Below are 26,234 nucleotides of genomic sequence, written 5' to 3' on the forward strand. Positions count from 1 at the left end.
CCATTATTCTCGGACACGGGCGATCCCCAGCAGGTCATACACGTTTCGCATCAGATCCAACTCTTGGTAAGGCTTGCCCAGGTAACGTTGCACGCCGATCTCGAAGGCGCGCTGGCGATGCTTCTCGCCGCTGCGCGAGGTGATCATCACGATCGGCACCGCCTTGAAGCGCGGGTCGGCACGCATCGCGGTCGCCAGCTCGTAGCCGTCCATGCGCGGCATTTCGATGTCCAGCAGCATCAGGTCGGGCACGCGCTCCTGCAGCAGTTCCAGTGCCTCGACACCATCGCGTGCGGTGGTGACATCCAGGTTGTGGCGTTCCAGCACGCGGCTGGTGACCTTGCGCATGGTCAGCGAATCGTCCACCACCATCACCAACGGCACTTGGCGCTGCGATTCGGCCGGGGTTTCCGGCGCCGGACGCGCCGGCTGGCTGAGATAGCGGCGCACCAGCGGGGCCACGTCCAGGATCACCACCACGCGGCCATCGCCGGTGATGGTGGCGCCGTAGATACCCGGCACCGAAGCGATCTGCAGGCCCACCGGCTTGACCACGATTTCGCGGTTGCCCAGCACCTGATCGATCGCCACCGCCGCGCGCAGGTCGCCCGCACGCACCAGCAGCAACGGCACCTGTGCCTGACCATCGGCACGCGCGGCGGCCTGGCCGACCAGCGAGCCGAGATCGTGCAGCACGTACTCCTCGCCGGCGTAGTGGTAGCCGCCCTCGCCCGACTCGTAGCGGCTGCGCGAGATGCGGCCGATACCACTGACCGACGCCACCGGCACCGCGAAGGTGGTGTCGCCGATGCGCACGAACACCGCCTGGGTGACCGCCAGCGTCTGTGGCAGGCGCAGGGTGAAGGTGACGCCCTGGCCGCGCACCGAGTGGATGTCCACCGAGCCGCCGAGCTGACGCACTTCGTTGCGGACCACGTCCATGCCCACGCCACGGCCGGCCAGCTGGCTGACCTGCTCGGAGGTGCTGAAACCGGAGGCGAAGATCAGCCCATCCAGTTCGGCCTCGCTGAGCTCCTGGCCGGGTTCGATCAGGCCGCGCTGCTCGCCGCGGCGACGGATCGCCTCGCGGTCCAGCCCGGCGCCGTCGTCGGCCACTTCCAGCACGATTTCCGAGCCTTCGCGGCGCAGACGGATCGCGATGCTGCCCTCTTCCGGCTTGCCCGCGTCGCGCCGTTGCTCCGGCGCTTCCAGGCCATGTGCCACCGAGTTGCGCAGCATGTGTTCCAGCGGCGCGACCATGCGATCAAGCACGTTGCGATCGAGCTCGCCCTGGGTACCTTCCAGCAGCAGGTGCACCTGCTTGCCGGTATCGGTGGCGGCCTGGCGGACCACACGGCGCAGACGCGGCACCAGGCCGTCGAACGGCACCATGCGCGCACGCATCAGGCCGTCCTGCAGCTCGGAGCTGACGCGCGACTGCTGTTGCAGCAGGCCGTCGTATTGGCGCGAGAGATCTTCCAGCACGCCCTGCAAGCCGCCCAAGTCGGCGGCCGATTCGTTCAGCGCGCGGCTGAGCTGCTGCAGGGTGGAGAAGCGGTCCAGTTCCAGCGGATCGAAGGTGCGATCGCCCTGATCCTGCTCGCGCTGATAACGCGCCACGATCTGCGCTTCGGTTTCCAGATCCAGACGACGCAACTGGTCGCGCAGACGGGCGTTGGTGCGATCCAGTTCGCCCATGGCGCCGCGGAAGGCGCCCATCTGCTGTTCCAGGCGCGAGCGGTAGATCGCCACTTCGCCGGCGTGATTGACCAGGCGGTCGAGCAGGTCGGCACGCACGCGCACCTGTTCCTGCTGCGCGCGCGGCAGCAGTTCTTCCTCGACCTGGCCGTCGACCGGGATGGGCGCCGACAGCGGTGCCGGTTCCACCGACGCCTTGGCGATCGCACGCACATCGGCGTCGCTGGGCTCTGCGGCATTGCGGCCACGGGTACGGGTTTCGAAGGCTTCCACCAGGTCGGTCGGCATCGCCACGGCGCGGTGCATGCCGGTGCGGGTCAACAGCTGATGCAGGCGGTCGAAGCCGCGCTCGAACAGGCGCACGTCATCGCGGTCGATGTCGGTCCGGTTGGCCGCCACCGCTTCGAGCAGCGATTCGATCGCATGGCCGAGGTCGCCGATGGCGTTGATGCCGGCCATGCGCGCGCCGCCCTTGAGCGTGTGCAGGTCGCGCTGCAGTCCGTTGAGGACCTCGCGGTCTTCCGGCACCTCGCGCATGCGGGCGATCAGACCATCGCAATGGTCGAGCAGGTCGCGGCCTTCCTCGACGAAGATGTCGACCAGTTCACCATCGAGCTGGTCGAAATTGAGCGGGCCGGTATCGAAGGCTGCGCCCACGTCGTTGGCGGCGCTATCGCCCGCCGCAGCGTCTTCCACCGGCGCGCTGAAGGCCACGGCTGCGACGTCTTCGTGTTCGCTTGCGGAGCCGGTAGATTCGACTTGCTCTGTGTGTCCGACCTGTTCGGCGTGCTCGGGATACTCGACTTGTTCGGTGTGTTCGACTTGCTCGGGATGCTCGACAGCATCCGTTGCGCTGATAGCCTCGAGCGTCTGGTCTGCATCTGCATCTGCATCTGCGTCTGCGTCTGCGTCTGCGTCTGGATGCTGCGCGTTGACCTCGGCATCGGCATGGGTGTCCGCCTCGGCGTCAGCAACGACGTCCGAATGCAGCTCCGGCGCACTTTCTGACTGCGGATCGCCGGTCTCTTCGACCTGATCGGCCACCTGCGCCATCTCGAAGGCCTGCACCGACTCGATGGTGTGTTCGGGTAGCGCTTCGGCAGCCTGCTGTGCGTCTGCAGCGTGGTCTGCGTCTGCGGGCTGTTCCACCTCTGCAGTCTGTTGTGTCTCTGTCGCCTGCTCTGCTTCAGCCTGCTCTGCTGCTGGAGTCTGCTCTGCTTCTGCAGCGTGCTCGGCTTCCGCAACGTGCTCGACTTCGTCGGCATGCGCGTGCGCGTCCGGGTGTTCCTGCTCGCCCGACTCGACATGCGCTTCCGATTGCGCAGCCTCGTCCGCATGCACAGGTTCCTGCGGGTGCTCCTGCTCGCCCGACCGAGCATGTTCTTCGGAAGACGGATGCTGGCCCAACTGCGTGGTGTCTTCCAACTGCAGCTGGTCGCCAAGCTGCGCGTCGGCATCCTGCGGCAGCCCGGCATCGCCGTGCTGCACTGCCTCGTCGGCAGGCGGCTGCGCGTACGCACCGATAGCCTCGTCGTGCGGAGTGGACACGTGGTCGCGCTGCTCGGTCGACTCACCGGCCAGCGCCGCGCTGTCCTGCGTCCAGTCTTCGGTGGTCGCCGCTTGCGTGTGGTCGGCCAGCGGGGCCTGCGCATGCACCGCTTCCAATGCCTCGATGGTCTCGACAGGCGCTTCGTCCGTGGACGCCGCGTCATCGCTCAGTGCCGCGTCGGCATTCTGCGCGCTTGCGTGGCCCTCGCGCTGCTCGAGCTTCTCGTGCTCAGCAGCATGCTCGCCCGGCGACTGCTGCTCGGCGTCTGCACGCTCGGCAGCAAGCTCCCCGGCTTCGGGTGCGGCGAGCGTCTGCGCATCGCCCAACGCGGCTTCCGCGTCGGACAACTCGTCCACTGCCACGTGCTCGCCAGCTTCCGGCACGTCGCCTGCGTGCTCATGCGATGCCGCATCGACATGGCCAGCCTGCTGCAATCCGGTCGCATCCCAGGCATTGGCGTCGACCACCGGCTCATCGGCCGGGGTGTCGTGCCCATCGACGCCAGGCGACTCAGCCTCGGCTTCGTGCTGGTGCTGGTGCTGGTGCTGGGCAGCATCGCCATGCGACGCCTCGGCGACCTGCTCCGCTCCCGCATCGGAGGCGACTGCATCCCCGGCCGGGGCCTGCGCAGTCTCGACCGAATCAGCAATCTGCTCCTGCTCCAGCGCAGCAAGGTCAGCCGTCTGCGTCTGTTCATGCGGTGCCGGTGCGTCCAGCGCAAGCGACGAGGTGTCTTCGGCCTCGGCCTCGGCCAGCTCGTCCACCGCGATCGCTGCGTCGGCATCGGCGTGCGCATCGGCATCCGCTGCGTCATCGGCGGCATGCACGGGCGCGCTGTGATCGCTCGTATCCGACGGCAGCGCGCTGGCGTCCAGATACTGCGACAGATCCTGCGCGCCGGTCAGCTCGACCGCCGACTCGCTGCTGACCGCCATCTCGCCCGGCGCATCCAGATCTTCCAGCTCGTCCAGGAACGCCTGCGGTGGCCACTGCGCTTCCGGCAGCGTCTCCACCAGCGCGCGCAGGCGTTCGCTCAACGGCGCAAACGACGGAATCAACGGCGCATCGGCGCGCAAGGCGGTCACGGTGGTGGCGATTGCCGACGCCGTTGCGGCAATGGCGTCGATGCCCTCCTGCGAGGGGAGCAGCGACGCGGCAAGCAGACGCTTGACGTAGCTCTCGGCCGGCGTGGTCACCAGTGTGATTTCCGGCACGTCGGTCATCGCAAACGCGCCACTCATGGTGTGCACCGCGCGCAGCAATTCTTCGCTCGCCAGCTGCGGCTCGGCCTGGTTGGCCTGCAGCCACGCGTTGACGGTTTCCAGGTGGGTGGCGACTTCGGCTTCCAGGATCTCGCGCAGCACGCTGTCCACCGAGGCCGGTGTGCCACCGGTCGCCGCGAACACGCCTGCCGCTGCCGGAATGAAGGCGACATCCGCAGCCACCGGCGTTGCCGGCGCGGCCACGTAATAGACTTCTTCGCCCGCGGCCACACGCTCGGCAACTGCCTGGATGTCCGGCAGATCGGCGCTGATGCGGCCCTGGTCGCGCAATGCGGCGTTGAACTGCGGCAGCACTTCGTAGGCCAGTTCGACCATCGCCACCACCGCCGGGCTGGCCGGCCGCGAGTTGTCGAGCACGCGGTTGAGCATGCTCTCGATCTTCCAGCTGAACTCGCCGAGCACCTGCGCGCCGACCAGGCGACCGCTGCCCTTCAAGGTGTGGAAGACGCGGCGGATCGGGCGCAGGTTGTCCTGGCTGTGTGGCGCGGCACGCCAGACCGGCAGCAGCTGACCCAGATTGACCAGCTCTTCGTCGAATTCCTCCAGGAATACGTCGCGGATGTCGTCGTCGATATCGCTGTCGCCAAAGCCGCCGAAGATGCCGGCATCGGCACTGGCCTGGGCCGGTTCGCTCGCTGCCGGCTCGGGCGCTGCCTTCGCAGTCTGACTGTCGGCATCGGTCGTGTGCTGTACCTGCGGACGCTGCACATCGAACTGCGCGGCGGCCGCGTCGAGCTGGGCCAAAAACGCCGTCGATGCGGCGTCCAGTTCGAACTCGCTGACCACCGCCTGCTGCACGCGCGGTGCGCTCTGCTCGGCGGCGTCGTCGGCCGGGGCTGGCTGCGGTTCGGGCGCGGAGTCGACGAACGGGTCGTCCAGCTCTTGCGGCGCCACGGGTGGCAGCGGCGGCGGCGAGAACGCATCCTCGATGCTGGTCTGCGCGCGGCCGGTCTGGGCCTGCGCGATGAAGTCCAGCGGTGCCTCGGTCTGGTCGGCATCGCCCGGCAACTCGATCTGCTCGATCTGCAGCGGCGTCGGTTCGGCAACCGCCGGCGTGGCGCTGTCGTCCTGCTCCAGCGCACTCAGATCCACGGTGTAGCTGACCTGCGCGGCATCGGCCGACACGCTGCCGTCCTGCTCGGCCAACACCGGGTCGAACACCGAGGTGGCGATCGGTGCGGCGTGCTCGGTGGTTTCCAGCTGCCAGTCGCCGGGCGCCTGCGCGCCATCGTCGGACAGGTCCAGCGGCGCAACCGTAAACGGCACGTGCGCCTGGCCGGAGACGGTTTCCTCGGCGGCGACCGGGTCGAACGAAAACACCGTGTCGGTAGCGGCAGCGCCGGTGTCGTGCACCACGCTGGCGGCAAACGGCGCCTCGACCACGGTTTCGTTGGCCCATTCCAGCGACGGCGTCGGCGCAGCGTCGTTGGCCGCCAGCGCCGGGGCAGCGGCCTGCTGCGCGAGCGATGCGGCGAGCTGCTCGGCCACGCTGCCCGGCTGGTCGGCACCGACCGGCAGGTCGGACGGCTGGCCCGAGGGCAGCGGCCAGTAGCGCAGCGTTTCCAGGCTGTTGCGGGTGATGTCCAGGATTTCTTCGCGGCCGGGACGGCGCTCGCGCAGGGCTTCCAGGTAGTACTCCAGGCTGGCCATCGCATCGGCCAGGGTGTCCAGCTGGCGCCCGCTGGGCACGCGCTGCTTGCCGATCAGTTCCAGATCGACATAGCGGCGCACGCCTTCCAGGTAATCGGCCGCCTGCGGCAGCTCGAGGATGCGCAGCGCCCCGCCGACTTCGCCGAGCAGATGCGGCACGTCGGCCAGGCGGGCGTGGTCCCAGTTGGTCTCGATGAAGGCGACGAAATGCTCGCGCGCCGCACCGAAATTGGCGATCGCCTCCTGCGCCAGCACGTCCACCGTGCGCCGCACTTCCGAGGAGGTGGCGCTGTTGCTGGCTTCATTGCCGTCGCCGACATCGGCGCCCAGGCTGGCGACCTGGTCATCCAGCGAGGCATCGACATACAGCAGCGCGCCGGCGATATCCAGCAGCACGCCTTCGTCCATCTGCACCTGGCCGTCGACCACGCGCGCCAGCGCATCGCGCTGCTGCACGACCACATTGCGCGCCACGCCCAGGCCCATCATGCCCAGGGTGTCGGCAACGCTGCCGAGATCCTTGACCTGGGTCTGCAGCTCGGCGATCTCGCCGCCGGTACGCAGGTGCAGGTCCAGCGCGTCCTTGACGCGCAGCAATTCTTCCTTGACCGCATTGCCGACAGTGTCGAGCAACTCGCGATTGCGCCCGCTCAGGCTGCCGCGCGCGTGATCCAGCTCGGCCTCGGTGGCGACGCCGGCCTGCGGATCGAACGCGAACAACACGCTTTCGCTCAGACCGGGTTGACCACGCGTGGCACGGATTTCATTGAGCAGCGGCAGCAGCACGATCGGAATGTCGCGGTGACCGTTCTGCAGGCGCTCCAGGTAGTCGGGCAGCAGCACGGTGCCGCGCATCAGCATGGCGCAGGCTTCGTCGCGGTCGGCCACCTCGCCGACCTGCACCGCCTGGGCCAGCAGCTCGAGTTCTTCGGCCACCATCGCCGGGGCGTACAGCTCCACCATGCGCAAGGTGCCCTGCACCTGGTGCAGATAGCCGGCGCAGAAGCGCATCCGACTGGTGTCGGACGGTTCTTCGGCAAAGTACTCGATCTCGTTGCGCGCCTGGCGCAACGTCTCGTCCAGCTCCGGCTTGACCCAGCCCAGCGCGGCGTGACTCATCGCATCGCGAAGCGCACTCATTGCAGCCCCCTGCCTACGGCCGGGGTACCGCCGAGGCGGCCACCGGTCTGTTCCTGCATCGACGTAACGCTACTACGCGCCATCTGCTGATCCTTTCCCGTTCCGCGTCGTGCTCACGCCGGCAGCTTGAAGTCGGCGACCGAACGGCGCAGATCGGCAGCGAGCTGAGCCAGGTTGCCGATCGACTCGGCCGTCTGCTCCGCACCCTGCGATGTCTGGCTGGTGATCTGACGGATCACGCCCATGGTCTGTGTGATATCCGTCGCTGCGGCCGACTGCTGGTGCGCGGCGATGGAGATGTTCTTGATCAGGTTGTTCAAGGCGTTGGACACGCGCTCGATTTCGGTCAGCGCGGTGCCGGCGTCTTCGGCCAGGCGTGCACCGGACACCACTTCGGAGGTGGTCTGCTCCATCGAGCTGACCGCCTCGTTGGTATCGGCCTGAATGGTCTGCACCAGGCCTTCGATCCGCCGGGTCGCGCCGGAGGTGCGTTCGGCCAGGCGCTGCACTTCGTCGGCCACCACCGCGAAACCGCGACCGGCCTCGCCCGCCGAGGCGGCCTGCACCGCGGCGTTGAGCGCCAGGATGTTGGTCTGCTCGGAAATGTCGTTGATCAGTTCCACGATCGAGCCGATCTCCTGCGAGGATTCGCCCAGGCGCTTGATGCGCTTGGAGGTTTCCTGGATCTGGTCGCGGATCTGGTCCATGCCCTGGATGGTCTCGCGCACCACGCCGGCACCTTCGGCGGCGATCACCACCGAGCGCTGCGCCACTTCGGCCGACTCGGTGGAGTTGCGCGACACCTGTTCGATGCTGGCGGCGATTTCGCTGATGCGCTCGGAGGCGGTGGTGATCTGGTTGGCCTGCTGGCCCGCGGCGTCGGCCAGCTGCATCGCGGTGGCCTGGGTCTCCTGGGTCGACACGGCGACCTTGGCCGAGGTGTCGTTGATCGTGGTCACCAGGTGGCGCAGCTCATCCACGGCGTAGTTGATGGCGTCTGCAATCGCGCCGGTCATGTCCTCGGTCACCGAGGCCTTGACGGTCAGGTCGCCCTCACCGAGCGAGCTGATTTCGTCCAGCAGCCGCATGATCGCCTGCTGGTTGCGGCTGTTGAATTCCACCTGCGCCTGGTAACGCACGTCCTGCTCGCGCGAGCGTACCCGCACCGAGCTCCAGACAAAGCCGATGATCGCCAGCAGCGCCAGCAGGCCGGACACCACGCCCAGCCAGAAGTTCGGAAACAGGCGCGTGTCGCGCACCGAGCCGAACGCCGAGAACGCATCGAACAGCTTCTTGCTGTCGTCCAGCATCTTGTTCGAGCCGGCGGTCAGCGCGGCGGCCGAGGACTGCGCGGCGAACAGGTTGCGCGAGCTGGCCAGGATGGCGTCGACGTCCTTCTTCATCGTCGCCCACTGCGCCTGCGACTGCTCCAGCGCCGACAACGCGGCCGGGTTGCGCACCGCGGCGATGCCCAGTTCGTCGTTGCCCGCGCGCAGGCCTTCGAGCATCTGCGTGAACACCACCGAGTCGCGTGCCAGCGCATCACCGGAGGCGGCGGCATTGGCGCCACCGGCGCGCATTTCGGTCACCCGGCGCGCCATGGTGCCGGCGACCACGACCTGCTGCAGCGTGTTGTAGATCTGCGAGGCGGGCGCGCCGCTGACCGTCATCGCGCGCACCACTTCGTTCAACTGCGCCTGCAGCTGCGGCACGCTGCCGGAGAAGCGTTCGGCGTTGCCGGACAGACCGAGCACCGCCGGTTCGCTGGCGATGACCTGATCGGCGTTCTTGCTCAGCGGCACCCAGGTCGCCTTGAGCTGGGCCATCGAACTGGCAACCGAGCCTTCCTGGCCGTAGCGGCCATCCAGTTCGCTGACCGTGCTGTCGATGCGGGCCTTGGTTTCCTTGAACGCGGCAAACGCCTTGGGGTCGCCGGAGACCGCTTCGCGGCCCTGGTTGGCCAGCTGCTGCGACAGCACCTGCAGATCGGCCGCGCCGGTGCCGGCACCGGCCAGACGACTGCCCTGCCAGGTGGCGACGCCGGTATTGGCACCGAACACGATCATCGACAACACCAGCAAACCAAGCCAGAAGCTGGTGCTGACGCTGCCGAGCTTGTTGGTCTTGCGGGCGTCCGGGGCGGTACTCATGGTTCGACCTCGATCTGTATGACGTGGCGGGGTCGCGGCTTAGGCCGCGGCCTGCCGGAATTCAGGAGTGCGCGACAGCAACGCCAGGGAGAACACACCCCAGTCCTGCGTCTCGTTGCGGAAGGCACGGTCGATGAAGTGGGCATAGCGGCCTTGCGCCAACTCGCCGGGTTCGACCGCCTGGACCTGCTCGAAGCTGCGCTGGCCGTACAGCTCGTCGATGGTCAGCGCGACGTCGCCGCCGCTCTGGCGCATGATCAGCACGCGCTGGCCTTCCTGCAGCACCGTCCGCCGGCCCTCCAGGAACTGCTTCAGATCGATCACCGGGAACAGGTTGCCGCGCAGGTTGCCCACGCCCAGCAGCCAGGGCTGTGCGCCAGGCACCGGCGTGACCGGCGGCATCGGCACGATTTCCGCAACTTCGCGGAAATCCGAGACCAGCCGCCGGGTGCCGACGCGATAGCCGACGCCGCGCCAGATGTCGGCCGAGAACTGGCGTTCCGGCAGCGGCGTGGCGTGCGCAAGACTACGACGCTCGTAGTCTTCGAGAATGTCGAATGGAGAACGCATCAACGCACCAGTTGTTTGATGCGGGCGATCAGATCGTCTTCGCGCGGCGGCTTGACGATGTAGTCGCTGGCACCTTGCCGCAAACCCCAGGCCTTGTCGGTTTCCATGCCCTTGGTGCTGACCAGCAGCACGGGGATGTCCTTGGTGGCCTGGTCGCGCGCCAATGCACGCGTTGCCTGGAAACCGCTCATGCCGGGCAGCACCACGTCCATCAGCACCAGATCGGGCGCCTGGCTGCGAATCAGCGCAAGTCCCTCTTCGGCATTGTCGGTGGCGACGACCGTATGGCCTGCTTTTTCCAGCCATTGACTGAAGACTGCCCTGTCGGTGGGCGAGTCCTCGATCAATATAATTCGAGCCATGTTGCCTTTCCCCCTGGTCAGGCGTGGACGTACGTGCGAATCGCGCTCAGTAGTTCTTCACGGGTGAACGGCTTGGTCAGATATTGCTCGGAGCCGACGATGCGGCCGCGTGCCTTGTCGAACAGGCCGTCCTTGGACGACAACATGATCACCGGCGTCGACTTGAAGAGCTGGTTGCCCTTGATCAACGCGCATGTCTGGTACCCATCCAGACGCGGCATCATGATGTCGACAAAAATGATCTGAGGTTGCTGGTCGGCAATCTTGGCCAGTGCCTCGAAACCATCGGTCGCTGTCACTACTTCACAGCCTTCCCGCTTCAGCAGCGTTTCGGCGGTGCGGCGAATGGTCTTCGAATCATCGATCACCATCACCTTCAGTCCTGCGAGTTCCCCACCCGCAGCAATGTTTTCAGTCATGCAAATATCCCCGGACGCGCGACGCTTCTTCCCTGCCGGCGTCGCTACGAAACTGCATGTATATCCCAAGACCCGCATTGACTGTCAAGGGTACGTTGCCGGGGGCCCGCCAGGCGGACGTTCCGACCGTGTGCAGCTGCGGGCCGAGCGGCAAGTCGCGCATTCACGACCGGCCGGGCGCGCCATCGCCACCGCTTGAAGTTACCATCGGCAGCCTGTTCTAAAGGTTTAGCTCCCCATGTCGCTCGACGTCGTCGTGGTGATGGATCCCATCGCCTCCATCAAGATCGCCAAAGACACCACCTTCGCCATGTTGCTGGAAGCGCAGCGGCGTGGTCACCGCCTGCAGTATGTGCGTCCGGGCGGCCTCAGTCTGCGCGAGGGACGCGCGGTGGCACAGGTCGCACCCCTGAGCGTGCGCGAGGACAAGGCCGGCTGGTTCACCCTGGGCGAGTTCGCCGAACTGGAATTCGGCCCCGGCCAGGTGGTGCTGATGCGCAAGGACCCGCCGGTGGATGCGGAGTTCGTCTACGACACCCAGGTCCTGAGCGTGGCCCAGCGCGCCGGCGCGCAGGTGGTCAACGACCCGCAGGGCCTGCGCGACTACAACGAGAAACTGGCCGCGTTGCTGTTTCCGCAGTGCTGCCCGCCGACCCTGGTCAGCCGCGACTCCGCCGCGCTCAAGGCGTTCGTGCTCGAACACGGCCAGGCCGTGCTGAAGCCGCTGGACGGCATGGGCGGGCGTTCGATCTTCCGCAGCGGCACCGGCGACCCCAACCTCAACGTGATCCTGGAGACGCTGACCGACGGCAATCGCAAGCTGACCCTGGCGCAGCGCTTCATCCCCGACATCAGTGCCGGCGACAAGCGCATCCTGCTGGTCGATGGCGAGCCGGTGGACTACTGCCTGGCACGGATTCCGCAGGGCGACGAATTCCGCGGCAACCTGGCCGCCGGCGGACGTGGCGAAGGCCGGCCGCTGTCCGAGCGCGACCGCTGGATCGCCGCGCAGGTGGGCCCGGAAATGCGCCGCCGCGGCATGCGCTTCGTCGGCTTGGACGTGATCGGCGATTACCTGACCGAGGTCAACGTCACCAGCCCCACCTGCGTGCGCGAGCTGGATGCGCAGTTCGGCCTGAACATCGCCGGGCTGCTGTTCGACGCGATCGAGGCCGGCGCGGCGCAATGAGCGCGGCCGCGGCACTGCCGGCTCCCATGGACGAGCGCCGCCGGCTGACCGCGACGCTGGTGATCTCGCTGCTGCTGCACGGCGTGCTGATCCTGGGCGTGGGGTTTGCGGTCAGCGAGGACGCACCGCTGGTGCCGACGCTGGATGTGATCTTCAGCCAGACCAGCACCCCGCTGACGCCCAGGCAGGCCGATTTCCTGGCCCAGGCCAACCAGCAGGGCGGCGGCAATCACGCCACCGCGCAACGCCCGCGCGACAGCCAGCCCGGGGTGGTGCCGCAGGACCGCAGCGGGCTGGCACCGCAGGCGCAGCGTGCGACCACGCTGCAGGCGCCGGAGCCGACCCAGACCCGCGTGGTGGCCAGCCGCCGCGGCGAGCAGGCCATGCCCACCCCGCAGCCGAATCCGCAGACCGACCTGCCCTCGCCCACCGATGCGCAACGCGTGCAGCGCGACGCGGAAATGGCCCGGCTCGCCGCCGAGGTGCATCTGCGCTCGGAGCAATATGCCAAGCGTCCCAATCGCAAGTTCGTCTCGGCCAGTACCCGCGAATACGCCTACGCCAACTATCTGCGTGCGTGGGTGGACCGTGCCGAGCGCGTCGGCAATCTCAATTACCCGGACGAGGCGCGCCGGCGCCGACTCGGCGGCAAGGTGGTGATCAGCGTGGGCGTGCGCCGCGACGGCAGCGTGGAAAGCAGCCGCGTGCTGGTCTCCAGCGGCACCCCGGCGCTGGATGCGGCAGCGCTGCGGGTGGTGCAGCTGGCGCAGCCGTTCCCGCCACTGCCCAGGACCAAGGACGACGTGGATATCCTGCAGGTCACACGCACCTGGCTGTTCCTGCCCGGCGGCGAGCTGCACGACGATCGTTGAGCCGTGGCGCGTCCCGACAGGGACGCGTCTTTCTGCGGCATGCCTTCGCGGCGGATTGCGTTGGCCAGTGCGTTGCGGGCGGCCTTTATGCGGCCTGCGCGGCTGCGTACAGCCGGTCGGCCAGCTCGACGATCGCGTCCGCATCCTGCACGCGCGCGCGCCAGGCGGCGGGAATCCCGTCGATGCCATGGAATGCACCGGCCAGCTGACCGCAGATGGCCGCGGTGGTGTCGGCATCGTCGCCCAGGTTGGCCGCACGCAGCACCGCATCGGCGAACGTGTCGGTGGTGGCGAAGCACCAGAGCGCCGCCGACAGCGCATCGACCACATAGCCGGTGCCGCGGATCCGGGCGGCGGGAACTGCCGCATGGTCGCGCACCGACAACGCACGCAGCGTCGGTGTCGACAGCCCTTCGCAGCGGGTCTGCAACACCTGCTGGCGCTGGCCACCGAGCAATGCGGCACGCAACTGGAAGGCGAACAGCCGGCAGGCATCCAGCGCTTCGTCGGCAGCATGCGTGGTACGCGAACTGTCGGCGGCGCGCTCGCCCAGCTCGTCGGGGCGGTGCGCGTAGTACATCGCCACCGGCGCCAGCCGCATCAGCGAGCCATTGCCCGCCGAGCGTGGATCGGTGCTGCCGCTGAAGGCCGGGCCGCCATCCAGATAGCGCTCCAGTGCCTGCCGCACGGTCGCGCCGATATCGAAGCAGTTGCCGGTGCTGCTGAGATAGCCGTGCTGGTACCAGTTGCAATAGCGGTTCATCTGGTCGGCGGCGTCGAAGCCCTGCCGATACAGCAGGCTGTGCGCCAGGCACAAGGCCATCGAGGTGTCGTCGGTCCACTGACCGGCGCGCAGCGCGAACGGGCCGCCGCCGCGCATGTCGTCGATCGGCGTGAAGCTGCCCGGCGCGCAGAATTCCAGCGTGGTGCCGAGCGCATCGCCCACCGCCAGGCCCAGCAGGCAGCCGCGGAAACGCGCGCGTTGCAGGTCGTCGGTCATGGCGCGGCGCCGGCGGCCTTGGCTGCGCGTGCGGCCTGCTGCTCGAGCAGGGTCAGCGCCACGTTGTCGCGCAGATAGGCCGGTTCCACCCGCTCCGGCGCCACGCCTTCACTGCGCAGCAGCGCCGGCACGGCCAGCGTCAGCAGGTCGGCGGCATGCGGCAATGCACTGGCATCAATGCTGCTCAGCCGGGTCGCAAATCGTTGTTGCAGCACTGCCTCGGCAGCGGCGAACCCGCTGCCGACACCGGCAAAGCGCTGCAGCGTGTCCGGCACGACGCATTCCTGCGGCGCGCACACCACTTCCGGCACCAGCTCGCGCAGCGTATCGCCAGCGCGCGCGAAGACGCCGGCATACACCTCGCCCATGCGCGCATCGATGCAGGCCAGCACCTGCGTCGCCTCGGCGGGCGCGCGCAGGGCCAGCACCTGCAACGTGGACACCGCCAGCACCGGCACGTCCAGGCCCAGCGCGATGCCCTGCGCAATGCCGATCGCCAGCCGCACGCCGGTGAACGCGCCCGGGCCACGACCGACCGCAATCGCGTCGAGCTGGCGGCGCGCAATGCCGGCGTCGGCCAGCAGTTGCTCGGCCCATGGCAGCGCCAGTTCGGCATGGCGACGCGGCGCCAGTTCGAAGCGCTCCAGCACGCGGCCATCCACGTGCAGCGCGACGGAACAGGCTTCGGTGGAGGTCTCGAACGCAAGGACTTTCATGGCAGGACCGCAGGCAGGAAGGAGAAAGCTCAGTCGTCGCCAAACGGCAACGCGAGCACGCCATTGTCGCCCACCGGCTCGGCGACGCCAAAGAACGCGCGCACGTCGCCGATCTCGCGGGTGCGCGCAAACGGCGGCAGCGACTGCATGAAGGTGCGGCCGTAGCCCTTGTTCACCAGGCGCGGGTCGCACAGCACCAGCACGCCACGATCGGTCTCGCTGCGGATCAGCCGACCCACGCCCTGCTTGAGCGCGATCACCGCCTGCGGCAACTGCTCGTCGCGGAACGGGTTGCCGCCGTCGCGGCGGATCGCATCCAGGCGCGCTTCGACCACCGGGTCGTCGGGTGCGGCGAACGGCAGCTTGTCGATCACCACCACGCTCAAGGCATCGCCGACCACGTCCACGCCCTCGCGGAAGCTGGCCGATCCCAGCAGCACGCCGTTGCCGGAAGTGCGGAAACGCTGCAGCAAGGTGGCACGCGGCGCCTCGCCCTGCACGAACAGCGGCCACGGCGCGCCGCGCAATGCGTCGGCCGCCTCGCGCAGCGCGCGGTGCGAGGCGAACAGCAGAAATGCGCGGCCATTGGAGGCGTCCAGCACCGGCATCAGCGCCGCGATCAGCGCCGTGCCGAATCCGCGTGCGGCAGGATCGGGCAGATGCGGCGGCAGGTAGCACAGTGCCTGGCGCGCCCAGTCGAAGGGACTGGGCTGCAGCAAGGTCACCGGATCGCTCAGGCCCAGACGCTGCGCGATGTGGTCGAACTCGCCGCCCACCGCCAGCGTGGCCGAGGTGAACACCCAGGCCGCATGCGATTTTTCGCGGTGCTCGCGCAACGGGCCGGACACATCCAGCGGCGTGCGCTGGCAGCGGAACCCGCGCGGGCTGAGCTCGTACCACAGCACATCGTTGTCGACGGTCTCCGGCAGCTCCTGCTCGAAATCCGGTACCGGCGCATCCTCGCCCAGCCACCGCGACAGCCGCGCCAGCGCTTCCTGCGCACGTGCACAGCAGCCATCGAACCCGGGCGAGGCCTCGCGCAACGGCAGCAGGGCCTCGCCCAGCCGCGCCAGCGACGACAGCACCGCATCGAAACCCTCGCGCACCTGCGGCTTGGCCAACGCACGCCATTGGGTGCCGCGTGACGGCAGGCCCTCCATGCCCGCACGCAGGCCGCGCAGAGCCTCGTCCAGGGCGAGGATCGGCTCCTGCAGGCTGGCCTGCGCACCGGCGACCAGGCGCGCTTCGGCCATGCAGTCGCGCGCCAGTTCCTGCCACGGCCGCATGCCGAAACTCTCGCCGAAGAAGTTCGCCGCCAGCTCCGGCAGCTGATGCGCTTCGTCGATGACGAAGGCCTGCGCGCCGGGCAGGATCTCGCCGAAGCCTTCCTGCTTGAGCGCCAGATCGGCCAGCAGCAGATGGTGGTTGACCACCACCAGATCGGCCGCCTGCGCGCGCTGGCGCGCCTGCACCACGAAACACTCACTGTAGAACGGGCATTCGGTGCCCAGGCAGTTGTCGACGGTGGAGGTCACCAGCGGCAGCAGCGGCGAGTCGTCCGGCAAGGCTTCCAGCTCGGCCATGTCGCCGAACTGGGTACGCCCGCTCCAGGCCACGATGCGCTGGAACTGCGAGACCTGCTCGGGCGTGGCAAAACGCGGCTCACCGCGCGCCTGCTGGGTGCGGTACTTGCACAGATAGTTCGCGCGGCCCTTCAGCAGCGCGCTGCGCAGGCCGATGCCGAGCGCGGCGCGCACGCGCGGCAGGTCGCGATGGAACAACTGGTCCTGCAGCGCGCGCGTGCCGGTGGAGACGATGGTCTTCAGCCCCGACAGCAATGCCGGCACCAGGTAGGCGTAGGTCTTGCCGGTGCCGGTGCCGGCTTCGGCCAGCAGCACATCGCGGGCCTCGAACGCCTCGGCAATGGCGCCGGTCAGGCGCAACTGCGCGGCACGCGGCGCGAACGCATCGAGCTGACGCGCAAGCGCCCCGCCCTCGCTGAGCGCCTCGATGCTGGCAGTGGCAAGTTGGGACATGGGACCGGAAGCTGGGGCGGAAAGCGCGACAGCCTAGCGCGTGCGCGCTGCCGCTGCCTGGATTGCGCCGGCGGGCCGGTGGCGGCACTGACCGCGCAGCCGGCGTTTACGCGTCAGGATGCGCGGCGTGGCGCCGCTGGCGGTCGCGCGCGGGAACGAACGGCTCGCGTCGAAGCAGATGGGCGCAAGCAACGCAGGCCGCATCACGCTCGCCGCGCCTGTCGTGCGGCAGGCGCGGCCGGCGTCCTGGCCGTGCTCAGTAGCGTTTCACGCCGGGCACCGTGCACCCGGCAATCTGCGACTTGGCCGAAGCGGCGTTTTCCTTCTCGCCACGCGCCAGCCGCGACTGCTCGATGGTGGCCCAATGCCGGCGGCACAGCGGCCCGGTCTTGGAGCCCAGCTCAATGGCCTGTTTGGCGAAACGCTCGGCGGCGGGCCAGTCGGCCTGCAGCACCGCTACTTCGGCACGCTCCTGCAGGATGGCGGGATCGCCGGAAACCAGGCCCACCGCCTGATCCAGCGACGCCGCCGCGCCGGCCAGGTCGCCGGCCTGGCGCTTGCTCTTGGCGGTCTCGCGCAGGTCGTCCACCTGCGGGTCGCGCAATGGTTGTACCGACAGCTCGGTATCGTCGACGCCGGCCTCGCGTTCGATCAGCAGCAGCCGCTGTGTCGGCGTGGTCGGGTCGACCGGGGCCGGCGGTGGCGCAGGCGGCGCGCTGACGCAGGCGGTGAGTGCGGCAGACACGCCAGCGAGGGCAAGCAAACGGTGCAGTCGGTTCATCGGGTCACTCCAGTCAACGTGCAGGTGCAGCCGCGGCGGGTGCCGGCGCGGGGTCTTCCGGCTTCTTTTCCAGACCGAAGAAGCGACGCCAGCCACCACCGCTGGATTGCTCGGCCGGCGCGGATGCATCGCCGGGCACGCCTTCGATCGACGGTGCATTGCCGGCACAGGGGGCGTAGGCCGGCGTGAAGCCGACCACGAACGGGAACTGGCGCGCGCCCGGGCAGCCGGCATCGGTCACGCCGGTACCGGCCGCGTCCACCCACTGCCAGTCCAGGCCCTTGCCGCTGACCTTCAACGGCGCACTCGGCAGCCGCGCGAAGATGCTCGACCATACCCGCATCGCGCCGGTGGCACCGTACAGGCCGGTCTGCTCGTTCTGGTCGTTGCCCATCCAGATCACCGCCAGGTGGTCGCCGGTATAGCCGGCATACCAGCTGTCGCGGCCGTCGTTGGAGGTGCCGGTCTTGCCGGCCGGCGACAACCGGCCCAGGCCATCGCCCAGCAACTGCCGCGCAGTGCCGCCGCTGACCACCTGCTGCAGGGCGATGCTGATCAGGTTGGCCGCCACCGAATCGCCCTCCTGCGCCGGCGCCGGGGTCTTGTCGTAGCGCTTGAGCAGCTTGCCCTGCGGATCGAGCACGCCGCGCACCGCATGCAGCGGCTGGATCTCGCCACCGGCAGCCAGGAACTGGTACAGCTGCGCCATGCCATACGGGCTCTGGTCGGTGGCACCGAGGATCAGCGAGGGATTGGTGTCGGCCTTGATGCCGGCCAGTACCTGGATCAGCTGCGCGATGCGCTCCGGGCCGACCTGCATGCCCACGCGCACCGTGGCCTGGTTGTAGGAATGCGCCAGCGCATCGATCAGCCGCACCGTGCCGTGACTGCGGTTGTCGGAATTGCCCGGCGACCAGGTCTTGCCGCGGCTGAGCTGCACCGTCACCGGTGCATCGTCGACCCAGCTGGACAGCGCCCAGCGGTCCGGCGAGGCCAGCGCCAGCAGGTAGACGAACGGCTTGAGCAGCGAGCCGACCTGCCGCTGCGCTTCGACCGCTCGATTGAAGCCCGGCTTGGCCACGTCGCGGCTGCCGACCACCGCCAGCACGTCGCCGTTATGCACGTCGGTCAGCACCAGGCCGGCCTGCAGCGGTGGGCGCTTCTTGTTGTCCAGCCGCTTGATGGTGCCGGTCACCGCGCCTTCGGCATAGGCCTGCGCGGACGGTGACATGCCGGTGAGCACGCTCATGCCGGCGCCCTGCAGCACGCCTTCCGGGTAGTCGTGCGCCAGCTGGCGCCGCACCAGGTCCACATAGGCCGGGAAGCGGTTGGCCGCGACCAGGCCCGGCTCGGTGGGCACGCCCAGCGGTGCGGCCAGCGCGCGCTTGTATTCGGCCGCATCGATCAGGTTGTTTTCGTGCAGCTTGCCCAGCACGAAATTGCGCCGATCCAGCGCGCGCTCCGGGTTGCGCCGCGGGTCGTAGTAGGACGGCCCCTTGACCAGCCCGATCAGCAAGGCGATCTGCTCGGTGGTCATCGAATTGAGCTCGCGGCCGAACCACAGTTCCGCGCCCGAGGACACGCCGTGGATCGCCTGCCCGCCGCGCTGGCCCAGATAGACCTGGTTGAGATAGGCCTCCAGGATGGTGCGCTTGTCGTAACGCGCCTCCATGATCACTGCGTAGAGAATTTCGTTGAACTTGCGGGTGACGGTCTGTTCCTTGCCGATGCCGAGCAGGCCGCTGCGCGCCAGCTGCTGGGTCAGGGTGCTGGCGCCCTGGCGAACCTGGCCGCCGGAGCGCGCCATGATCCAGGCCGCACGCACCATGCCGCTGAGATCGATGCCGTGGTGGCTGTTGAAGTCGCGATCCTCGACCGCCTGCAGGCCGGTGACCAGCAGCTCGGGCACTTCTTCCATGCGCACCAGGCGGCGCTCTTCCTGCTTCTGTCCGTACAGCGTGGCGATGCGCGCCGGGTCCAGCCGCGCACTCTTCAGCGCCTTGCGGTCGCCGGCGTCGCGCAGGCTGGCCACGCGCCCGCCGGAGAGGCTGACTTCCACCCGCCGCGCAGGCACGCGCCCATCCACATCGATATAGCCGCGGCTGGCGATGGTGAAGCGGCTGCCGTCCTGCTGGTAGGTGCCGGCCAGCTTGGCTTGCCCGTCGTCACGATACGAGGCGGCGTCCAGCTCGGTCTTCAACGTGGCCGCATCCAGCGCATTGCCCGGTACCAGCACCAACGGCCGCCCGTACACGCGGGTCGGGATCTGCCAACGCAGCTCGCCAAACCGCTGGGTGACCTGCTTGTTCAGATACACCGTGTAGGGAATCAGAAAACCGAGCGCCAGCGCGAATGCCGCAAAGGCCCAGACAATCAGCCTGCGTTGCCAGCGGGAACCTTGCTCGGTGGAGTCGTCCTCGAAATCGTCGGGAGCGTCGTTGTCGTGGCGTCGGGGCACAGGAATGCGAGAATGTAGAGTCCGGCGAGTCTAGCGCAGCGCTGTCGTGGTTGTGGCCGGCCGGCCCCTCTGACTTAAGAGCGGCTAACAAAACGGCCACGCTCACCGTCAGCGGGCACGGACCGTCTCCGGCATCTGCGGGTACCCTGCGTCCCCTGCGCTTGCCTTGCGCCGTCCTCGCCGCCTGACGACTGCTCGCCGGGTTTTCTTCGTCACGCCACGTCTGGAGTTCCAACGGAATGTCGATGTCACTGGCCGATGCACGCTATCTGTTCAATCGCGTGCTTGGGCTGATTCACCGCAGCGTGGCGAGCATGCGCACACGCGGCTGGCGCGCCACCTGGCAGCGCATTCGCGTGCATACGCAGGCACCGCCGGCGGCGCTCGGCACGCCGCTGTGGTTGCCGGAGGCCGCGCCGTTTGCCGCGTTTGCGGTCCCGCACAGCGACACCCCGCGCGTGACGCTGGTGATTCCGGTCTACAACCACATCGCGCACACGCTGGCGTGCCTGCGCGCACTGGCGGCGCATCCGCCGCTGCTGGAGGTGGAGATCATCGTCGTGGACGACGGCAGCAGCGATGCCACGCAGGCGCAGCTGCCGCAGGTGCAAGGGCTGCACTACCACCGGCGCGCCAGCAATGGCGGTTTCATCGCCGCCTGCAATGACGGCATCGCCCTGGCGCGCGGCGACTACGTGGTGCTGCTCAACAACGACACCATCCCGCAACCCGGCTGGCTGGATCGGCTGATCGACACATTTGCCCAGCACCCCGGCGCCGGGCTGGTCGGCGCGCAACTGGTGTACCCGGATGGACGCCTGCAGGAATCCGGCGGCGTGGTGTTCGCCGACGGCAGCGCCTGGAGTTACGGCCGTTTCGAATCGGCCGACGACCCGCGCCATGCCTATGTGCGTGCGATGGACTACTGCTCCGGCGCGGCGATCGCGCTGCCACGCGCGCTGTTGCAGACGCTGGGTGGGCTGGATCGCCGCTACATGCCGGCGTACTACGAAGACACCGATCTGGCGTTTGCGGTGCGTGCCGCCGGCTACCGGGTGCTGGTGCAGCCGGCCAGCGTGGTGGTGCATGACGAGGGCACCAGCAATGGCACCGACACCCGCACCGGGGTGAAGGCGTACCAGGTGCGCAACCAAGGCGTGTTCGCCGACAAGTGGCAGCAGGCGCTGGCAATGCAGTTGCCGGTCGGCACGGTCCCCGGGCCTGCGCTGCTGCATCGTGGCCAACGCCAGGTGCTGATCCTGGACGAATGCGTGCCGCAACCGGACCGCGACTCGGGCTCGTTGCGGCAGTTCAATCTGATCCGCCTGCTATGCGAAGAAGGCGCGCACGTGGTGTTCGTGCCGACCCGCCGCGAACACGCCGGACGGCACACGCAGGCGCTGCAGCAACTGGGCGTGGAAGTCTGGTACGCGCCGTTCCTGGACGGCATCGGCAGCTGGCTGCGCACGCACGGCCCGCGGTTTGCGGTGGTGCTGCTGGTGCGTCACCACGTTGCGCATGCCTGCCTGCCGCTGCTCAGGCAATACGCCCCGCAGGCGCGCACCCTGTTCGACACCGTCGACCTGCATTACCTGCGCGAGCGCCGCGGCGCCGAGCTGGCCGGCGATGCCAACCTGTTGCGCGCGGCCGAACGCACCCGCCTGCGCGAGCTGGAGATCATGGCCGCCACCGATGTCACGCTGCTGGTCTCGGCAGCCGAGCAGGCGCAGCTGCAGGCGGACGCACCGCAGATCCGCACCGCCCTGCTCTCCAACCTGCATGAGGTGGCCGGCAGCGGCCGCCGCTTCGAGCAACGCCACGACCTGGTGTTCGTCGGCGGCTTCCGGCATCCACCCAATGTGGATGCGGTGCAGTGGTTCATCAGCGCGATCTTTCCGCAGGTGCGCGCGCAATTGCCGCAGGTGGTCTTCCACTGCATCGGCGCGGACATGCCGGAGGCGCTGACACTGCTGGCCGACGAATGCCCCGGCGTGCAATTGCACGGGCATGTGCCGGATCTGCTGCCGTTCATGGAGAACGCACGCATCGCCGTGGCACCGCTGCGCTTCGGCGCCGGCGTCAAAGGCAAGATCAACCTGAGCATGGCGCACGGGCAGCCGGTGGTCGGCACCACCTGTGCGGTAGAAGGCATGCATCTGCGCGACGGCGAGGATGTCTGCGTGGCCGATGACGCCGATGCCTTCGCCGCAGCGATCGTGCGCCTGTATCGCGATGCAGCACTGTGGCAACGCCTGGCCGACAACGGGTTGCACAACGTGGCCCGGCATTTTTCGCTGGATGCGGCGCGTGGCACGGTGCGCGCGCTGTTTATCGCGGAGTGAGTGTGCGCCGGGCGCTCGGGGATGGCGCTGTGAGTGGCGCCGTCGAAGACAACCGCTGCGTCAACGCTGCTCGGTCACGGCCTTGACCCGGCGCGTGAACTCGGCCAATTCCGGCAGCCCAGGATCCAGCTGGTGCGCCTCGTCCTGCGCGCGTCGTGCAAAAGCGGCGTCTTCCTGTCCCAGGCGTTCGCTGCCCACCGCAACCCAGCGTTGCGCAAGCCGTCGACGCGCGCCGGCCAGTGCATCGCCGTTGGGCGTCAGCGCCTGCCAGGCATCCAGACAGCCGCGCGCGGCACGCAGGCGGTTGTTGCGCAGCTCGTCCTCGAAGCAGCGCTGACTGGCCGGCACCACACGTGCGGCGGCCTGCAGCACGCGTGGATCGCGCGGCGCCAGCGCCTGCGCGGCACGCACCGCGTCGTAGGCACTGGCGCCGGGCGGCGTCATCCACTGCTGCTGCGCTTCGGCAGCTACCACCCGTTGCAGCAGCGCGCGCAGGCGGCGCTCGCGGGTACCGCGCGACAGCCCGGTCTCGGGGCTTCGCTGGGCATCGCGTGCACGCGCAATCGCCTGCTCGGCCTGCGCAATCGCGGCGGCGCCGGGCAGCAAGGTCTTGGCTTCCTCTAGCGACTGCAGCGCGGCGTCGAACTGGAAATCTGCCGCCTGCCGGCCGGCTTGCGCGGCATATTCGCCTGCCACCTGCTCCAGCCCACGCTGGGCGGCCACATCCGCCGGCTCGGCTGCCAGCACTGCGGTGAAATCGCGTGCGGCCGGTGCCAGCCGGCCACGCCGCAACAGGCCCTGCGCGCGCTGACGGCGCTGCTCCAGCGCACGGTGATAGTGGCCTTCGGTCAGCGGCACATCGGCATGCCCGGCGTCGTAGCGCTTGGCGGCGGCCAGCAGCATCGCCGCATCGGCCAGCGCATCGCGCGCCAGGGCCTGGCGCGCCTGCGCCAGCAGATCGGTCAGGGCGTCCTCGCGCCCTTCCAGCGCATCGGTGCGGTCCGGTGCCAGGGTCAGGATGCGCTGATACAACGGCAGCGCGCTGTCCGCGCTGCCATCCAGGCGCCCTTGCTGTTGCGCGGACACCGCCTGTGCGAACAAGGCATCCAACCCGGCCCGACGCGCCTGCAACTGGCGCAGGCGCAGTGCCACCGGTGCGATCTGCGCCTGCGGCACCTCCAGCGCGCCCGCCAGCGTCAGCGCGCGCTGCGCAGCAGCGGCATCCCCGGCCGCAATCGCCGCGCGCGCCTGCACCACGGCGGCGGCACCGGTGCGCGCCAGCCCGGCACGGGCTTCGCCGCGATCGCTGTCCAGCGCAAGCGCAGCAGCGAACAGTTCGCGCGCGCCGTTGCCATCGGCCGCACTGAGATGGCCGCGCGACAGCGCCGCATCGCCCCGCTGCAGCAGTTGCTGGATACGCGTGTCCGGCCACAGCCAATCGGCCAGCGGCTTGCGCAGCACGACCGTGGCCAGCAAGAGACACGCGCACAACGCCAGCACCACGCGCCATAGCGCGCGGCTGCGCAGTGGTGCCCAGAGGCGAGGCGATCTTGCCCAGCGCGGAAGCGGGAGCATGCGGTGGCGTCCGTCCTTGGCGCGACCTGACGGGGACGCGTTCACCCCGTCATGGTAGCTGTCTGCTGCGAAGACGATGTGGGCTTGGGAATCGGGATTCGGGAATCGGGAATCGGGATTCAGGAAGCGGCAGGCGGGCACACCTTGCTTGCCGTGGGTGCCGCCTGTTTCAAGGCGATGGGCGCCGGCGGGCTGCGGCGCACTCAACCGAGTCGCCGCACCTCGTTTACCCCAGGCAAGGCATCCAGTTTGCCGAGCAGGCTGGACAGCTGGTCGTAGTCGCTGACCTTCAGGCGCAGGCGCAGTTGTGCCCTGCCGGTGTCGCGCACGTTGTCGCTGTTGATTTCCAGCACGTGCGCGTCCTCCTGCGCGATCAGGTTGGTGATGTCCTTGAGCAGCCAGCGGCGGTCGACTGCGCGTACCTGCACATCCACCTCGTAGCCGCTGCCGGCCTGGCCCCACTCCACCGGCAACACCCGCTGCGGATGCGCTGCGGCCAGGCGCGACAGTGCCGCGCAATCGGTGCGGTGCACGGTGATGCCGCGGCCGCGGGTCAGATAGCCGGCGATCGGCTCGCCCGCCACCGGCTGGCAGCAGCGCGCCAGCTGCACCAGCAGATTGCCCACGCCCTGCACGGTGAACTTGGATTTACCCAAGCCCTCGCGGCGCGCGGTGGGCCGTGGCGGCGCCGGCACCGCCGGCTGCGAAGCGGCCCGCTCGGCTTCCAGCAGCGCACGGCTGACCTGGTTGGGCCCGGTATCGCCCAGCGCCACCTGGATGTAGAGGTCATCGACATTCTCGGCGTGGAACTTGCGCGTGGCCACGCCCAGATCGGCGTGCTGCAGGCCCAGCCGCTTGAGCTCGCGATCGAGCAGGTCCTTGCCGGCCTGTACGTTGCGCGCGCGGTCGAGCTTGTGGAACCACGCGCGCACCTTGTCGCGCGAGCGCCCGCTGGCCAGAAAGCCATTGGACGCCAGCAACCAGTCGCGGCGTGGGTCGGCCTCCTTGGCGGTCATGATCTCCACCCGGTCGCCGCTGCGCAGCCGGTAGGTCAGCGGCACGATGCGGTCGTTGACGCGCGCGCCGCGGCAGCGATGCCCGACCATGGTGTGCACGTGATAGGCGAAATCCAGCGGCGTGGCGCCTTGCGGCAGATCGATGACCTCGCCCTTGGGGGTCAGTGCATAGACGCGGTCTTCGATCAGCTCGGCGTCCAGCGCGCCGGCCAGTTCGCCGTGGTCGCCTTCCTGCACCTGCTCCAGCAACTGGCGCATCCACAGGATCTTGCGGTCGAAGGCTTTTTCGCCGCCCTTGCCGCCTTCCTTGTATTTCCAGTGCGCGGCCACGCCGAGCTCGGCCTGCGCATGCATCTCGTGGGTGCGGATCTGGATTTCGATCGTGCGCCCTTCCGGGCCGACCACCGCGGTATGCAGCGAGCGGTAGTCGTTGGCCTTGGGCCGGGCGATGTAATCGTCGAACTCGCTCGGCACCGGTGCCCACAGCGAGTGCACCGCCCCCAGCGCGGCATAGCAGGCGGCCACGTCATCGACCATCACCCGCACCGCGCGGATGTCGTACAGCTGGTCGAAGGACAGGCGCTTCTTCTGCATCTTTCGCCAGATGCTGTAGATGTGCTTTGGCCGCCCGCTCACCTCCGCGCGCAGGCCCTGCTGGGCCAGCGTCGTCGACAGGGTGCGCTTGACCGCGTCCAGATAGCGCTCGCGCGCCACGCGGGTTTCGTCCACTTCGCGGGCGATGCGGCGGTAGGTCTCCGGCTCCAGATGCCGGAACGCCAGGTCTTCCAGCTCCCACTTCACCTGCCAGATGCCCAGCCGGTTGGCCAGCGGCGCATGGATGTCGCGGGTGAGCTGGGCCAGTGCGCGGCGCTGCTCTTCGCTCAGGCGGTCGGCCACGCGCATGCGCGCCAACTGCCGCGCCAGCAGGATCGGCACCACCCGCAGGTCGTGGATGATGGACAGCAACAGCCGCCGCAGACCTTCGCTGTTGCGCCCGGCCTCGCGACCGGCGTGCAGGGCCCAGACCTGGTCGGCCGCATCCAGCCCGTCCAGCAGGCCTTCGACCGCCACCCGGCGCTCGGCCGGCTGCCATGGCAGGCCGGCGATCGCGCCGCGCAACGCCGGCAGGTCGAACAGCAATGCCGCAATCAGGGTGGCCTCATCGGCGGCCAGCAACGCCAGCGCGTCCAGCGTGTCGGCCAGCAGCGTCCAGGCCACGTCCTCGCTCGGCGCCGGCAACTGCTGCCAGGCCTGCGCCAGGGCATCACGCAGATCTGGCGCGATCGACGCGATGGCGGGACGCTGCAGCAAGGCATGCAGGCGCTCGAGTGAGGAACTGGTCACAGCGGTGGACACGGCGATGGGCAACAACGGGGGGCTGACAGCTACGGTAACGTGCGCGTCACCTTCTCCACAACGCGCAATCGC

The 26,234-nt window shown here is 68.8% G+C and carries 15 protein-coding genes; 3 read left to right on the plus strand and 12 right to left on the minus strand.

Annotation, left to right across the window (positions count from 1 at the left end; genetic code table 11):
• Positions 1-3: 3 nt before the first annotated feature.
• From ACCQ04_RS14955 to pilG, 5 genes are all read right to left on the minus strand, one after another.
• Positions 4-7,320 (minus strand): Hpt domain-containing protein, encoded by a 7,317-nt coding sequence (locus ACCQ04_RS14955; RefSeq protein ID WP_226427296.1) that lies wholly within the window; start codon positions 7,318-7,320, stop codon positions 4-6.
• A gap of 113 nt (positions 7,321-7,433) precedes the next feature.
• Entirely contained in the window at positions 7,434-9,470 is a 2,037-nt protein-coding gene (locus ACCQ04_RS14960) for a methyl-accepting chemotaxis protein (protein WP_016904289.1), read from the minus strand.
• Between the two features lie 39 nt (positions 9,471-9,509).
• Positions 9,510-10,040, minus strand: a complete 531-nt coding sequence (locus tag ACCQ04_RS14965; RefSeq protein WP_003482487.1) for a chemotaxis protein CheW — start codon at positions 10,038-10,040, stop codon at positions 9,510-9,512.
• Complete coding sequence (locus ACCQ04_RS14970) at positions 10,040-10,402, minus strand: response regulator (RefSeq protein ID WP_024940328.1); 363 nt, start codon at positions 10,400-10,402, stop codon at positions 10,040-10,042. The genes ACCQ04_RS14965 and ACCQ04_RS14970 overlap by 1 nt, the downstream gene beginning before the upstream one ends.
• A gap of 17 nt (positions 10,403-10,419) precedes the next feature.
• Positions 10,420-10,821, minus strand: a complete 402-nt coding sequence (gene pilG / locus ACCQ04_RS14975) for a twitching motility response regulator PilG (protein ID WP_024711139.1) — start codon at positions 10,819-10,821, stop codon at positions 10,420-10,422.
• Between the two features lie 238 nt (positions 10,822-11,059).
• On the opposite strand from pilG, the gene gshB reads away from it, so the two are divergent.
• Complete coding sequence (gene gshB / locus ACCQ04_RS14980; protein ID WP_024940329.1) at positions 11,060-12,010, plus strand: glutathione synthase; 951 nt, start codon at positions 11,060-11,062, stop codon at positions 12,008-12,010.
• Positions 12,007-12,882: an energy transducer TonB family protein gene (locus tag ACCQ04_RS14985; RefSeq protein ID WP_226427297.1), complete on the plus strand. Its 876-nt coding sequence runs from the start codon at positions 12,007-12,009 to the stop codon at positions 12,880-12,882. Before gshB ends, ACCQ04_RS14985 begins: the two co-directional genes overlap by 4 nt.
• Before the next feature lie 85 nt (positions 12,883-12,967).
• Here ACCQ04_RS14985 and ACCQ04_RS14990 read toward each other — a convergent pair whose 3' ends face one another.
• From ACCQ04_RS14990 to mrcB, 5 genes are all read right to left on the minus strand, one after another.
• Positions 12,968-13,882 carry an ADP-ribosylglycohydrolase family protein gene (locus ACCQ04_RS14990; RefSeq protein WP_226427298.1) on the minus strand — a complete coding sequence of 305 codons (915 nt, stop codon included), beginning with the start codon at positions 13,880-13,882 and terminating at the stop codon, positions 12,968-12,970.
• Positions 13,879-14,598, minus strand: a complete 720-nt coding sequence (tsaB, locus tag ACCQ04_RS14995) for a tRNA (adenosine(37)-N6)-threonylcarbamoyltransferase complex dimerization subunit type 1 TsaB (RefSeq protein WP_226427299.1) — start codon at positions 14,596-14,598, stop codon at positions 13,879-13,881. The genes ACCQ04_RS14990 and tsaB overlap by 4 nt, the downstream gene beginning before the upstream one ends.
• A gap of 29 nt (positions 14,599-14,627) precedes the next feature.
• On the minus strand, positions 14,628-16,634 hold the full coding sequence (yoaA, locus tag ACCQ04_RS15000) for a DNA repair helicase YoaA (protein ID WP_226427300.1): 2,007 nt from the start codon (positions 16,632-16,634) through the stop codon (positions 14,628-14,630).
• A 256-nt stretch (positions 16,635-16,890) separates the two neighbouring features.
• Complete coding sequence (locus ACCQ04_RS15005) at positions 16,891-17,415, minus strand: tetratricopeptide repeat protein (RefSeq protein ID WP_024940334.1); 525 nt, start codon at positions 17,413-17,415, stop codon at positions 16,891-16,893.
• Between the two features lie 13 nt (positions 17,416-17,428).
• Entirely contained in the window at positions 17,429-19,873 is a 2,445-nt protein-coding gene (gene mrcB / locus ACCQ04_RS15010; protein WP_226427301.1) for a penicillin-binding protein 1B, read from the minus strand.
• 239 nt (positions 19,874-20,112) lie between these two features.
• Here mrcB and ACCQ04_RS15015 point away from each other — a divergent pair, with 239 nt between their 5' ends.
• Complete coding sequence (locus ACCQ04_RS15015; RefSeq protein ID WP_226427302.1) at positions 20,113-22,215, plus strand: glycosyltransferase; 2,103 nt, start codon at positions 20,113-20,115, stop codon at positions 22,213-22,215.
• A gap of 60 nt (positions 22,216-22,275) precedes the next feature.
• Here the strand turns inward: ACCQ04_RS15015 and ACCQ04_RS15020 are convergent, their stop codons facing one another.
• The gene (locus ACCQ04_RS15020) at positions 22,276-23,790 is read right to left on the minus strand and encodes a hypothetical protein (protein ID WP_226427303.1); all 1,515 of its coding nucleotides are present in this window, start codon (positions 23,788-23,790) and stop codon (positions 22,276-22,278) included.
• Between the two features lie 203 nt (positions 23,791-23,993).
• Positions 23,994-26,177 carry a RelA/SpoT family protein gene (locus ACCQ04_RS15025; protein WP_226427304.1) on the minus strand — a complete coding sequence of 728 codons (2,184 nt, stop codon included), beginning with the start codon at positions 26,175-26,177 and terminating at the stop codon, positions 23,994-23,996.
• Positions 26,178-26,234: the final 57 nt, after the last annotated feature.

The sequence above is a fragment of the Xanthomonas sp. NCPPB 2866 genome (assembly GCF_041475745.2).
Classification (GTDB): Bacteria; Pseudomonadota; Gammaproteobacteria; order Xanthomonadales; family Xanthomonadaceae; genus Xanthomonas; species Xanthomonas arboricola.